Source organism: Serratia sp. DD3, from assembly GCF_000496755.2.
In genome coordinates this window covers 43,267-56,820 of sequence record NZ_AYKS02000089.1, presented here as the reverse complement: position 1 = coordinate 56,820, position 13,554 = coordinate 43,267, and the positions used below count along the sequence as shown (strand labels likewise).

The window sequence follows — 13,554 nt, the reverse complement described above, 5'->3', positions numbered from 1 at the left end:
TGTTTATCATGCTCAAGAAAATAGCTTGAGCGTCATCCTGTCGTCCCAGCAATTTCAATCACCCTGGATAGCGTAATTAATAAGGAAGTCACCGCATGCACAGAGAAAAACACAGCATAGAGAAAATTGGTTGGCTTCGTGCCGCTGTGCTTGGCGCTAATGATGGCATTGTTTCTACCGCCAGTTTGTTATTGGGTGTCGCCTCAGCCAACGCCACACACCAAACCATTCTGTTAACCGGCATTGCCGGCCTGGTTGCAGGTGCGATGTCGATGGCAGCCGGGGAGTATGTCTCGGTCTCTTCACAAGCCGATACTGAAAAAGCCGCACTGGCGGAAGAACAAGCGGAGTTACATGCCGATTATCCGGGTGAACACCGTGAATTAACCTCAATTTATGTCCACCGCGGGCTTGATTTGGCCTTGGCAAAACAAGTGGCAGAAAAATTGATGAGTCATGATGCGTTAGGTGCACATGCCCGGGATGAGCTGGGGATCTCCGAAATCACCACCGCTCGTCCATTACAGGCGGCCTGGACGTCTGCAATGAGTTTTGCTGTCGGAGCGATACTTCCTCTCTTGGTGGCTTTTATGGTCAGCAGTGATTGGGCCATTACGGCAATCGCGCTCTCGACATTGATTTCACTGGCGATTTTAGGGGGAATTGCGGCAAAAACCGGCGGAGCGCCGGTACTTCCAGGTATTATTCGCATCACGTTCTGGAGCACTCTGGCGATGGGAGTCTCATCGGGGGTGGGTATGCTGTTTGGTTCACTTGTTAACTGATATAGCAAAGGTTATAACCTATGGACAGGACAAAACAAGGAAAACCACGATGTCGTCAAAAAAGCTGGACACCCTATTAATCGGCGCGGGACGTAACAAACGTTATACCCAAGGTTCCGTCAACCCGGTAACGCAACGTGCCTCTTCATTAGTCTTTGAGTCAGTAGCTGCCAAAAAATATGCCACTGCCAAACGTGCACAGGGTGAACTGTTTTATGGCCGTCGCGGCACCTTGACCCACTTTGCTTTTCAGGATGCCATGACCGAGTTGGAAGGTGGCGCAGGATGTGTTCTCTACCCTTGCGGCGCTGCGGCGGTCGCCAATGCCATTCTCTCTTTTGTGGGCGCTGGCGATCATCTCTTGGTCACCGGCTCGGCCTATGAGCCTACCCAAGACTTCTGCCACCACATTCTTGGTCGCATGAACGTTACCACCCAATATTTTGATCCACTGATTGGTGCCGGCATCGCGGCGTTGATCCAACCGAACACCCGCGTGGTCTTTCTTGAATCCCCTGGTTCCATCACCATGGAAGTGCAGGATATCCCGGCTATCGTCAAAGCCATTCGTGACGTAAACCCGGAAATCGTCATTATGCTCGACAATACCTGGGCCGCCGGCGTTCTGTTTAAAGCCTTGGAGTTTGATATTGATATTTCTATTCAGGCAGGTACCAAGTACATAATCGGCCATTCCGATTATATGCTGGGCACCGCGGTAGCCAATGCCCGTTGCTGGGAGCGCTTGCGTGAGTATTCCTACTTGATGGGGCAAATGGTTGACGCCGATACCGCCTATATGGCCAGCCGTGGCCTACGCACGCTCAATGTACGCCTCAAACAGCATGAACAAAGCAGTATCACCGTTGCGAACTGGTTACAGCAGCGGACCGAAGTGGCAGTGGTCAATCACCCGGCACTGCCCAGTTGTAAAGGACACGAATTTTATCGCCGCGACTTCAGCGGGTGTAACGGCTTGTTCTCTTTTGTACTCAAAAAACGGCTCAGTAGTGAACAATTAGCCAATTATCTGGATAATTTCAGCCACTTCAGCATGGCTTACTCCTGGGGAGGTTATGAGTCACTGATCCTGGCCAACCAACCGGAAGAACTCAAGGCAATTCGCCCTGCGGGGGGTGTCGATTTCTCTGGTACGCTGGTGCGCGTACATATCGGGTTAGAGAATGTGCAAGACCTGATTGACGATCTGGCCGCCGGTTTTGCACGTATCGCTGATTAAACAGTGCCGTGAATTGACCGTCATGCCATCAAAAAACGCCCCCTGGGTTTATGCCGGTTGCCTTGTTGCCAACCCTTTGTAATTTAAAAAACCCGGGAATAGCATATTATTACACTCTGTCTAATGTCCACTTAGGTTAATCGGGTTACACTACAAGCCAAGCCTGAGACACATGATTGTTTCCGTCATGACTCAAACTACTCAACGTTGGCTGTTGTTTGAATAAACCAGGGTATCAAAGCAGGCTAAATGATAAAAAGCCAAGCACCACAGGACAAAAAATGGATGTGTTAAGAGAGATTGTTCACGCACTGTGGACGCAGGACTTCGCTGCACTTGCTGACCCTAAGGTAATCTGGGTGGTTTATGCTGTTGTTTTCGCCACCCTGTTCCTGGAAAACGGATTGCTCCCCGCCTCCTTTCTGCCCGGTGACAGTTTGCTGTTATTGGCTGGCGCATTAATTGCCAAAGGCGTGATGAGTTTTATCCCGACACTGATCATTCTGACTGTCGCCGCCAGTCTGGGGTGCTGGCTTAGCTACCTGCAGGGGCGGTGGCTGGGTCATACTAAGTTGGTGAAAGGTTGGTTATTACAATTACCAGCGCAATACCACCAACGCGCCTATATGCTGTTTAACAACCATGGTCTGGCCGCCTTACTGATTGGTCGTTTCTTGGCCTTCGTCCGCACGCTACTGCCTACCATCGCTGGAATATCAGGCCTGAGCAACTCACGTTTTCAGTTTTTTAACTGGTTAAGCGGTTTGGTCTGGGTAGGGCTCGTGGTCTCACTGGGCTATGCCTTTAGTCAGATACCTTGGGTTAAACTCCACGAAGATCAGGTAATGACGGTACTCATGCTCCTGCCAATCGTGCTACTGATATTGGGTTTATTGGGTGTCATCATGGTCATTTGGCGCAAAAAAAGCGCTTCCTGATAGTCTATCGGTACCTGTGCCTTTACCCCTGTGCCACCATGATATTACTGTCCCGCAGCCGAGCGAGCTCATCGCTCGGCGTAATCCCGAACAAGCGTTTAAATTCACGGCTGAACTGTGAAGCGCTTTCATACCCCACACGAATGGCTGCTGTACTGGCCTTCAACCCATCATGCACCATCAACAAACGCGCCTTGTGCAGGCGGTAAGATTTCACATATTGCAATGGGGAAGTGTTGGTTACCGCTTTGAAATTATGGTGGAAAGCCGAGACGCTCATATTCACTTCGTTCGCTAACTGTTCCACATTGAGATTTTCGGCGTACTGGCTTTCAATACGCCGCAACGCCTTGGCTATCTGGCTAAAGTGAGTATGGCGATTAACCAATTCCTGCAATGATGCACCACAACTACCACGTAACACGTAATACAACAGCTCGCGCACAATCTGTGGCCCCAGTACCTGAGCATCAAGTGGTGTTTCCATCACGTCCAGCAGGCGCTGGGTCGCACACAGCATCTCCTCAGTCAGCGGAGAAAGATTGACGCAGTTGCTTTCGACCGGTGGTTTTAGCAGGTAATCCTGGTCCCCGATGTCAAACAGCAGGTCCTGCAACATTTGGACATCAATACTTATCCCCAGCCCCACCATCGGGCGCTGCGGGCTGGCAAAAGTCTCGCATTCAAATGGCAACGGTACCGTCATCAGCAGATAATTGCGGGGGTCGTACTGAAAAACTTTGTCACCACAGTACCCCACCTTATGCCCCTGAAAGATAATCACAATACAGGGTTCATACATTACCGGTTGGCGGGGCCAATGCTCATCAGCATACAGAATTGTCACCTTGGCTACTGGCGAGGGGATAAAGCCTTTCCCTCGAACAAAACCCATTGCCTGGCGCGCCATACGGCCACGCTGCTCATCAATTTCAGTCATCACCCTTCTCTTGCCACCAAAACAATCCAGCAAAGAACATCGTAAAAAGCAGACCTTTTCTACAATGTTTAAGAGAAATAGGCAAGACATTGAGAGAAATATGCATTGCCTGAGCAGGCTAAGTGACTAACAATAGCCAACGACTGTTTTTGCGCCGCTAGCGCTTCCCTGAAACTTGAGAGAATCCAACCATGCAAAACTTTATTCTTCATACCCCAACCAAGATCCTGTTCGGTCAAGGCCAGATCGCCGAACTGGGTAAACAGATCCCTGCAGATGCCCGCATCCTGATCACTTATGGCGGTGGCAGTGTGAAAAAGAATGGCGTACTGGACCAAGTCTATCGTGCGCTGGCTGGCCGCAATGTGCAGGAGTTCTCTGGTATTGAACCTAACCCAACCTATGAAACACTGATGAAAGCGGTTGAAATCGTGCGGGCGGAAAAAATCGACTTCCTGTTGGCCGTTGGTGGTGGCTCTGTAGCCGATGGCACCAAATTTATCGCTGCCGCCGCCCACTATCAGGCCGATAGCGATCCTTGGCATATTCTGAAAACCGTAGGGTCTGATGTCACCAATGCCATCCCGCTGGGTTGTGTACTGACCTTACCTGCCACCGGCTCTGAATCCAACAGTGGTGCGGTAATCACCCGCAAAAGCAGTGGTGACAAACAGCACTTCCACTCATCCTACGTGCAACCACGCTTTGCCATCCTCGATCCGCTCGTCACTTATACACTTCCTCCACGTCAGATCGCTAACGGTGTCGTTGATGCGTTTATCCATATCCTGGAGCAATATCTGACTTATCCGGTGGATGCCAAAGTGCAAGATCGCTTTGCTGAAGGCCTGCTGCTAACGCTGGTGGAAGAAGGTCCACGCGCACTGCTTGAGCCAGAGAACTACCAAGTCCGTGCCAACGTGATGTGGTGCGCCACACTGGCCTTAAATGGCCTGATCGGTGCCGGAGTACCTCAAGACTGGGCAACACATATGTTGGGTCATGAGTTAACCGCTATGCACGGTCTGGATCACGGGCAAACCTTGGCGATTATCATGCCTGCGCTGTTAGTCGAGAAAAAAGCACAGAAACGTGAAAAACTGCTGCAATACGCAGAGCGCGTTTGGGGTCTGCATGACGGTTCGGAAGATCAGCGTATCGATGGTGCCATTGCAGCTACGCGTGCTTTCTTTGAGAAAATGGGGATCCCTACCCGCTTATCCGACTACCAAATCGATGGCAGTTCCATCCCGGCTCTCCTCGACAAATTGCGCGAACACGGTATGACCGCCCTGGGTGAACATCAGGACATCACACCGGAAGTCAGTGAACGTATTTATCAGGCAGCACGCTAATCGGCTGACTGACACCTCCGTTGATTAACCTTGTTTGAACCGGCCTTGATGGCCGGTTTTTTCGCTTCATTGCCCAGCTGCCACTGGATAAATTTGGGTATATAATTGAAAGATATCGTTTCAACTTGATGGGTTTATACCCAGGTGGTATGGCGCTCTATGATTCGATCACAAACTTATTTGTCGCACTTCACCCTGGTGCTGACGCTGTTGGTACTGGCTGGTTGTTCCAGAAACTCTCCGCATACTGGCAACTCTAGCCAAACCTCTGGTCACAATAAGCACACCTATAATTATCATATTGAAGATGCAGCCAAAGAATATGGTGTCGACCAAAAGCTAATCACGGCCATTATTCAGGTCGAGTCTGGCTTTAACCCCGATGCAGTCAGCCGCTCAAACGCTATTGGCCTGATGCAGATAAAAGCAGATACCGCCGGATGTGATGCCTACCGTTTTAAAGGTAAACGGGGTTGCCCAGATGAGAGTGACCTGCGGGACCCTCAAGTCAATATCGATTTGGGTGCGGCCTACATCAGTGCCCTGCAACATCAACAACTGAAATGGATTGAAAACCCGGTAACCCGGCGCTACGCCACGGAGGTCGCCTACGCCAATGGCGCAGGAACGCTATTACGCACCTTCTCTAATGACCGTAAAAAAGCCATAAGTATGATCAACAACCTCTCCCCGGAGGCATTTCACTGGCATGTGCGCAAGCACCACCCTTTTCCCCAGGCTCCACGCTATATGTTGAAAGTTGAAGCAGCCTATAACGAGTTGTAGAAAGGGACGCGCTGTAGAGATTGATGGGTTCGCCCGAGATCATTAATACGGGTACCCTACAGGAGGGATCCGGCGTAACCCCTTCATCATGCAAGCTGCGGTATGTTAGCTGCAGCTTGCACAATCTTGGATCTCACCGAATGAGAATTAACGGCGAACTGCAATTGCTTCGATTTCGATTTTCACATCTTTTGGTAAACGTGCCACTTCAACGCAAGAACGTGCTGGGAAGGGAGCATGGTGTTCAGTAAAGAAAGCTTCGTAGGTCGCATTAACGGTGGCGAAATCATTAAGATCTTTCACAAAAACCGTAGTTTTAACGATATCGGCCACTTTCAGCCCGGCAGCTTCAATAATCGCTTTCACGTTTTCCAGTGATTGACGAGCCTGAGCAGAAACGTCATCGGCAACAGTGCCGGTTTTAGGATCAACCGGAATTTGGCCAGAGGTAATGATCATGCTACCTAGATCAACACCTTGCACATAAGGACCAATAGCAGCAGGGGCGAGTTCAGTACTAATATTACGTGACATTTTTTCTCCTGATACCCTTTTGGCGTTACCAACAGTGGCTGGCACCCCATTGAGTAGCGTTATTTTTGAAATACCATTATAAAGAGTGGTGACAATATTAACAGCACCACTCCCGGCAAAACAGACGATTTTAATCGGCCTGCAATACCACTTGATGTTCAAACTCTTTTTCACAGTAACGGCACTTCAGGTGTACCTCACCAGCATGAGATTTCACACTAAAGCTGGAGGTCACCGGCTCACTGCGACTAATGCAATTGCTGTTCGGGCAGGTCAACACACCATCAATATGGTCTGGCAGGCTGAGGGTCAACTTACGCACCACTTCATAGTTATCGATGCGGTTGACTGTCGCCTTGGGGGCATACATCGCCAGTTGGTTAGCCTGCTGTTCCGTCAGGAAGGTATTCTCAATTTTGATCAAATCCTTGCGCCCCAACTCTCTAGAGGGCAGGTTTAACCCAATGGTGATGCGCTGGTCGGTAGCCGTCAGTTTGAACAGTGTAAGCAGTTTAAAACCGATTTGTGCGGGAATATGGTCGATCACCGTACCGCATTTGATTGCTTCAACCTGGAGTTTATTATCATGAGTCATGGCGGTTCCCCCTTAAAGAGCCAAATCTGCGTTTAATACCAGAGCCAACAACGCCTGGCGGGCGAAAATACCGTTACCCGCCTGCTGGAAATAGTGCGCGTAGGGCGTTTTATCCACTTCGATAGCAATTTCATCAATACGCGGCAGTGGGTGTAACACTTTCAAGTTGTCCCGGGCGCGAGCCAAGTCCGAGACGCGCAAGATAAACTGCGCTTTGACATTGGCGTATTCGGAAGGATCCAGGCGCTCTTTCTGTACACGGGTCATATAGAGAATATCCAGCTCAGGTACCACTTCCTCAATACTGGCGTGACAACTGTAAGAGATGCCTTTTTCCGCTAATGTTTTCAGGATATAGCTTGGCATCGCCAAGGCTTCCGGTGCGATAAAAAAGAAGTGGTTCCCTTGGTATTTTGCCAATGCCTGGGTCAATGAGTGCACAGTACGGCCATATTTCAGGTCACCCACCATGGCAATATTGATATTACTCAAGCGGCCCTGAGTTTCCTGTATGGTAAACAGATCCAGCAGGGTTTGAGTCGGGTGCTGATTGGAACCATCACCGGCATTCAATATTGGGATACCACCGGCAAACTCAGCCGCCAGCCGGGAAGCCCCTTCCTGCGGATGGCGCATCACAATGGCGTCAACATAGGTACTGATCACCGAAATGGTATCGGCCAGGGTTTCACCTTTTTTGCCCAGTGAGGTGTTACTGCTATCAGAGAAACCAACAACCGATGCCCCCAGGCGATGAACGGCGGTCTCAAACGACAGACGGGTACGGGTAGACGCTTCAAAGAAGCAACTGGCGACCACCTTATGTTTGAGCAACTCGGGTTGCGGGTTGGCTTTCAGGCTGGCAGCAGTGCGCAGTACCAGTTCCAGATCTTCACGGCTGAGATCACTAATAGAGATGATGTTCTTGCGATACAGCGGATTGGCCATGTTCACTCTCCTCAGATCAAACCCTTGGCGCGGGGATTTTCAATGTAATTGCAATTCTGCAGACAAAAAAAAGCCCCTCAATTGAGGGGCTTTTTTAAATGATAGGTGCTGTAACAGGAGGAAAAACGGCAGCTGGCCGGCGTTTGGTAGCCGGTTTTGTCCAATATGGCGAACAAAACAAACTTCGTCTTTCATGCTTTCTCCTGGCAAATTGTCGCGCATTATACTCGCGTTTTTGCTCTCTGCAAGCGTTAAGACACCTCTTTTTATTTTTTCGCCATCCATGCTGGCAACCGCACTCACATTCCTGATTAGAACAGGTAACGGGCACCTAACATAAATTCACTAGAAACCAGGCGAGCTTTCATTTGCTCATCTTTCAGCCCACGGGCATTGGTGAAGTTATTAAAACCACTTTCAATGTTGCCCATATCGACATAGCGATAACCTAAGTCTAGGCTAAGCTGCGGCATAGGCGCATAACTAACCCCTGCACCCACGGAATAAGCCAGGTTATTCTGGGTACTTTCCGCATATTGGCGCGAAGTATTACCTTGCCAACCATCAGACGTTACCTTGGCAATACCTAAACCCAGGGTACCATAGACCGAAAAGTTATAACCCAAAGCATAGTCACGATAAACATTAATCATCACACGCTGGGCGTCCACTTTATGGTGATTGAAACTGCTGGCAAAAGTGGTAGAACCGCTGGTGTATTCAGTACTCTTTTTGAATACATACTCCCCTTCACTGCGCCAACCATTACCAAACTGGTAGCCCAGAGCAACGGAACCATTATAAAAACGCTGATTCTCATCACCGCTGACAAAATTACCCACTCCTGGGCGACTACTGGTGTCCATATTCTCGGCAGACTGTCTGGCATTCAGCAGTTTTACTGCACCGTAATAGCCAGATAAATAATCATCAGCCAATACATTAGCGGAAAGTCCGGTTAAAACAATCGTTAGTATAAGAGGTTTTATATTCATGTATTTCTCACTTAATAAGGTCATTTTCGATGAGCAATGAAGCTACGGTTAAAATAACCATCGGTGAGAAATTCAACAATTCGGTTCAATACCTAACTCACTACGTATTTTTACTTAGCTCGGTTTGAGGAAAATACCTCTCCATAGATTTTTATTAACTTCACCGAAGAGTTGATAGCCAGTTTTGCAAATAAATTGGCACGATGAGCCTCAACCGTCCGTGGTGAAAGCGAAAGGTCATTAGCAATTTCCTTGCTGGATTTCCCTTCCATCATCAGTTGGGTCACTTCTAATTCCCTGGCAGACAATGTATTGAGTTTTTCTTGTAACACCGTGACTTCTTGCTGTTTTTGCTGAGAAACACGCTGAAATTCCAATGCCCCGCCCACCGTTTCAAGCAGCAAATCAGCATCAATCGGTTTGGTTAAAAACTCAAAAGCGCCATTTTTGAAGGCACGGCGGCACAATTCAATATTCCCATGACCCGTCATAATGATGACCGGAATATTCAGCCCTTGCCGTTGCCACTCCTCCAGTAGCGTTATGCCACTTTTACCCGGCATACGGATATCCAGTAGCAGACAGCCATTTAATGCTTGGGAATCCCCCATCTGCTGTTGAAAATCCTGAGCATTTTCGTAAGCGACCGTTTGCCACCCCATGGTGGCCAATAGTGAACCAAGAGCACAACGGATAGCCTGATCATCATCAATCAAATAAATAAACTGTTCCATTACACTTCCCGACTGTTAAACGGAAACCACAGCGTAAAACACGCCCCCTGCCCAAGCCTATTTTCCGCTTTAATATTGCCATTGAGGCGTTGAACCAAGGTTTCTGTCAGTGCCATCCCTAACCCCAATCCCTCTTCCCGTGTAGTGAAAAAAGGAATGAAAACTTGCCGTAATGCTTGGGCAGAAAGACCAGGCCCACCATCGGTGATGACTAACTCAATACCTTGCTCTGAGTAACTAGCATCAATGGCTACCCAAGAAGATCCCGGGGGATTATTCTGCTGGGCCTGAATCGCGTTAGCGACAATGTTTTGAATAATCTGTTCAACCCAGAGGGGATCAGCACGTAGAGTGGGTAACTTTTCCGGTAACCGGTTAACCACCTTAACATTGCTATTGTTGATCTCATCCTCCAACAACATCGTGACGTGCAGCCAGACTTTGTGCAAATTGACATCCTGATAAACCACTGGCGCATCAACCAGTTTCTGTCTAAATTGCTGCAGTAATGTACTGATACGCTTAATTTGTATCACCGAAGAATCAAGCAGCGCTGCCGCTTTTTCTGCCTGCTGCTGCTCTATCAGGCGTAGTGCCGTTTGGTTATAACTCAACACCGCGGTCAGCGGCTGGTTTAATTCATGAATGATGCCAGCAGTGATCTCCCCCATGGTGTTTAGCCGTGTTAATTCCGAGTAGTGCTCGCGTAAAACGGCAATATTATGTTGATGTTTTTGCTTACGATACAGGCTAATAAAATGGATAAGCACCGCCCAAAAAACCGACAGCAGTAGCAATATTAGCCAAGGTAAATCCGCCCAATCAGGATCATTACTGGCTGATAACTCAAAAGGTTGCAACGAACTGTTGACCTCTTTGTTCCATTGCCAGTAAGCAGGTTGACTGTTATTCCCCAGTTCGAACACCGTCCTATTCTGCCGATTCAAGCTGATATGAAGAAAATCATGACGTTGGGGGATATCCGCCAATAACAGGTTGAAGTCAATCAACAAGGCGTTACGCTGATTTTCTAACCAATAGGTTCCCTTGGCAGCAGGCGTCAACGTTTGATGTGGCGCTAGGTTTAGCTTGGGTTCCCAAGCCAGGATCTGTGGGAATTGTTGCCGAACAGCAGCAGGATCGCTGGTGACGGAGAGCAATGAAAGGATCGTTTCCAACTGAGATACCTTGACGGTAATCTCACGATATAAAATACGGTAGTTTACGGATTGCTCTTCATATTGCTGTTGCAACGCGTAAATGACCACGCCACCACCTGAAAGCAGAGATAAAATCAACCAGAGAAAAACCTTGCGCATAATGATTCCAGGCGAATTAAACAGGAGAAGAAGTTAAGGCTAGATGTTCCCCGGCTTGCAACTCTGCCCGGTTGTAGTGACGTACAATCTGCCCTTGCTCCATTAAAGCCGCACGTTGGGACATATGAGCGATCACATCGCCATCGTGGCTCACCAAGAGGTAGGTCATACCATGTTCCCGTTTCAATTGATTGAGCAGGTTGAGGATCTCCGCCTGTACCGACATATCTAACGCCGAGGTGGGTTCATCTAACAATAACAGTTTTGGGCGTAACAGCAGAGCACGGGCGATAGCCACGCGCTGGCGTTGGCCGCCAGAGAGTTGATGTGGGTAGCGCTCTGCCATCGCCGCACTCAACCCTACCTGCAATAACGCTTCACTGATCCGTGCGGGAATATGCTTTTCACCATGGATCTTGAGCGGCTCCCCTAACGTGCGGGCAATTTTGTGTTGCGGGTGCAATGATGCATAAGGGTCCTGAAACACCATTTGTACATCACGGCGCAACCGCCCAGAAAAACGCTGCAATGGCTGAATAACCTGGTCGAACAAGCGCACTTCACCGTGCCAATCACGTTGTAGCCCCGCCAACACACGCAACACCGTGGATTTTCCGCAGCCAGAAGCGCCAATCAAGCTAAAGGTTTCCCCGGCTTCAACGCTAAAACTCACCGACTCGACCGCAACTTTATGACCAAACGCCTGCGGAAAACTGACTTGTAGGTTCTCAATCTCAATCAGTGCCATATTCGCTCCGGGCAAAGTCGATACTACGATCCAATACCGGTAAATCATGACCGTAAGTCGCTGCACTGGGGCGACAGGCCCACAATGTACGCGTGTACGGATGTGTCGCCAGCGGCAGGTTGGCCGCGATCCCCTGATCCACCAACCGGCCTTGGTACATCACCAATACCCGGTCACAACGTGCCGCCACCAGCGACAAATCGTGGCTGATCAACAACAGCCCCATATTACGTCTGCTAGCCTGTTCAACAATCAGATCGAGGATCTGCTCGCGCAACCGGGCATCCAACGCCGAAGTCGGCTCATCTGCAATCAGCAGTTGCGGATCGTTAACCAACGCAATCGCCAACATCGCACGCTGCCCCATCCCACCTGAAAGCTGAGCGGGATAACTGTGATAAGCACTCTCTGGTAAACCCACCGCCGCCAGCGAGTTCAACACCCGCTCATAGCGATCGGCCCGGGACAGGGCATTATGCAGGATGAGAGACTCGGTAATCTGTTTGCCAATTTTGCGTACCGGGTTCAAGGCATAGCGCGGGTCTTGCAGCACCATGGCAATTTCTGCGCCACGTATCTGGCTCCATTGGCGCGGTGGTAACGTCAGCAGATCGGTCTGGCAGTAGCTCAGCCTATCCGCCGTCACAATTCCGGGTTTACGCACCAAGCCCATCAGCGCTCGGGCGGTCATTGATTTACCTGACCCAGACTCGCCAACCAACGCGACTTTTTCACGCCCAATGTGCATAGAGAGGTTATCCACCACCTGATGACCATTAAACGCAATACTCAGATTATGTGCTGATATCAAAGGCTCAGTCATGATGCGGATCCAGTAAGTCACGTAGGCCATCGCCCAACAGGTTAAATGCCAGGCTGCTTACCAGGATCGCGCAACCGGGGATCGCCGCGATCCACCATTGATCAAAAATAACGGGCATCCCTTCTGCCACCATCGAGCCCCACTCGGCCATCGGTGGGCGCGCGCCCAAGCCCAGAAACCCCAAGCCGGCCGCCGCCAGAATGACCCCCGCCAGATCCAGTGCTAACCGGACAATGGCAGAGGGCAGGCACATTGGCAAAATATGCCCCCACAACAGGCGGGGACCACGAATCCCCATCATCTCAGCCGCTGCCAGATAGTCGCTGCGCCGCAATAATTGGATCTCGCTTCGTGCCTGGCGGGCATAGGCAGGCCAGGTAGTGAGTGCCAGTGCCAATGCACCATTAACCAAACCAGGCCCGAGCATGGCGACAAAGGCAAAAGCCAGAATCAGCCGTGGCATCGACATGGTGATATCGGTAAAACGCATCAATACGCGCTCCAACCACCCCCCATAGTAACCAGAAAGCACGCCCACCAGCAGGCCAAGGGGCAGCGTGATCAGCGTGACCAGTAATACCAACCCCAACATCGGGCGGGTACCGTAGATCAGGCGGGAAAGCACATCACGGCCATAACTGTCGGTACCTAGCCAGTGAGCGGCTCCCGGCGGCAACAAACGGTTAGCGGCCTGTTGCCAGTTGGGATCAACCGGTGCCAACCAAGGCGCAAACAGCGCAATCAGTAGCAGTAAGAGCAGGATAACCGTACCACAGGTGGCGGACGGTGAACGTTTAAGTAATGTCATCGCCAT

General features: G+C 50.0%; 16 protein-coding genes. 5 read left to right on the top strand and 11 right to left on the bottom strand.

The window, feature by feature from the left end:
* The first annotated feature begins 95 nt into the window (after window positions 1-95).
* The 3 genes from IO95_RS17640 to IO95_RS17630 all read left to right on the top strand — a co-directional run bounded on the left by IO95_RS17640 (window position 96) and on the right by IO95_RS17630 (window position 2,963).
* Window positions 96-785, top strand: coding sequence for a VIT family protein (locus IO95_RS17640; protein WP_023489659.1), 690 nt, complete (start codon window positions 96-98; stop codon window positions 783-785).
* 49 nt (window positions 786-834) lie between these two features.
* Window positions 835-2,025: a cystathionine beta-lyase gene (gene metC, locus IO95_RS17635; protein ID WP_023489658.1), complete on the top strand. Its 1,191-nt coding sequence runs from the start codon at window positions 835-837 to the stop codon at window positions 2,023-2,025.
* Between the two features lie 281 nt (window positions 2,026-2,306).
* A complete protein-coding gene (locus tag IO95_RS17630) occupies window positions 2,307-2,963 on the top strand; it encodes a DedA family protein (RefSeq protein ID WP_023489657.1) in 657 nt (218 codons plus the stop codon).
* Window positions 2,964-2,985: 22 nt separating this feature from the next.
* Here IO95_RS17630 and IO95_RS17625 read toward each other — a convergent pair whose 3' ends face one another.
* Complete coding sequence (locus tag IO95_RS17625) at window positions 2,986-3,903, bottom strand: AraC family transcriptional regulator (RefSeq protein WP_023489656.1); 918 nt, start codon at window positions 3,901-3,903, stop codon at window positions 2,986-2,988.
* Between the two features lie 191 nt (window positions 3,904-4,094).
* Here IO95_RS17625 and yqhD point away from each other — a divergent pair, with 191 nt between their 5' ends.
* Window positions 4,095-5,258 (top strand): alcohol dehydrogenase, encoded by a 1,164-nt coding sequence (yqhD, locus tag IO95_RS17620; RefSeq protein WP_023489655.1) that lies wholly within the window; start codon window positions 4,095-4,097, stop codon window positions 5,256-5,258.
* A 159-nt stretch (window positions 5,259-5,417) separates the two neighbouring features.
* Complete coding sequence (locus tag IO95_RS17615) at window positions 5,418-6,044, top strand: transglycosylase SLT domain-containing protein (RefSeq protein ID WP_023489654.1); 627 nt, start codon at window positions 5,418-5,420, stop codon at window positions 6,042-6,044.
* A 147-nt stretch (window positions 6,045-6,191) separates the two neighbouring features.
* Here the strand turns inward: IO95_RS17615 and ridA are convergent, their stop codons facing one another.
* The 10 genes from ridA to IO95_RS17565 form a co-directional block, all read right to left on the bottom strand.
* Window positions 6,192-6,578, bottom strand: a complete 387-nt coding sequence (gene ridA / locus IO95_RS17610) for a 2-iminobutanoate/2-iminopropanoate deaminase (RefSeq protein WP_023489653.1) — start codon at window positions 6,576-6,578, stop codon at window positions 6,192-6,194.
* 130 nt (window positions 6,579-6,708) lie between these two features.
* Entirely contained in the window at window positions 6,709-7,173 is a 465-nt protein-coding gene (gene pyrI / locus IO95_RS17605; protein ID WP_023489652.1) for an aspartate carbamoyltransferase regulatory subunit, read from the bottom strand.
* A 12-nt stretch (window positions 7,174-7,185) separates the two neighbouring features.
* Window positions 7,186-8,121 (bottom strand): aspartate carbamoyltransferase, encoded by a 936-nt coding sequence (gene pyrB / locus IO95_RS17600; protein ID WP_023489651.1) that lies wholly within the window; start codon window positions 8,119-8,121, stop codon window positions 7,186-7,188.
* A 39-nt stretch (window positions 8,122-8,160) separates the two neighbouring features.
* Window positions 8,161-8,406 carry a hypothetical protein gene (locus IO95_RS17595; protein ID WP_037386374.1) on the bottom strand — a complete coding sequence of 82 codons (246 nt, stop codon included), beginning with the start codon at window positions 8,404-8,406 and terminating at the stop codon, window positions 8,161-8,163.
* A 26-nt stretch (window positions 8,407-8,432) separates the two neighbouring features.
* Entirely contained in the window at window positions 8,433-9,116 is a 684-nt protein-coding gene (locus tag IO95_RS17590) for an outer membrane protein (protein WP_023489649.1), read from the bottom strand.
* A 110-nt stretch (window positions 9,117-9,226) separates the two neighbouring features.
* On the bottom strand, window positions 9,227-9,850 hold the full coding sequence (locus IO95_RS17585; protein ID WP_023489648.1) for a response regulator transcription factor: 624 nt from the start codon (window positions 9,848-9,850) through the stop codon (window positions 9,227-9,229).
* On the bottom strand, window positions 9,850-11,169 hold the full coding sequence (locus tag IO95_RS17580) for a sensor histidine kinase (protein WP_023489647.1): 1,320 nt from the start codon (window positions 11,167-11,169) through the stop codon (window positions 9,850-9,852). Before IO95_RS17580 ends, IO95_RS17585 begins: the two co-directional genes overlap by 1 nt.
* Before the next feature lie 16 nt (window positions 11,170-11,185).
* A complete protein-coding gene (locus IO95_RS17575; RefSeq protein WP_023489646.1) occupies window positions 11,186-11,917 on the bottom strand; it encodes an ABC transporter ATP-binding protein in 732 nt (243 codons plus the stop codon).
* On the bottom strand, window positions 11,904-12,740 hold the full coding sequence (locus IO95_RS17570) for an ABC transporter ATP-binding protein (protein ID WP_023489645.1): 837 nt from the start codon (window positions 12,738-12,740) through the stop codon (window positions 11,904-11,906). Before IO95_RS17570 ends, IO95_RS17575 begins: the two co-directional genes overlap by 14 nt.
* Entirely contained in the window at window positions 12,733-13,548 is an 816-nt protein-coding gene (locus tag IO95_RS17565) for an ABC transporter permease (RefSeq protein WP_200874182.1), read from the bottom strand. The genes IO95_RS17570 and IO95_RS17565 overlap by 8 nt, the downstream gene beginning before the upstream one ends.
* Between the last annotated feature and the right edge of the window lie 6 nt (window positions 13,549-13,554).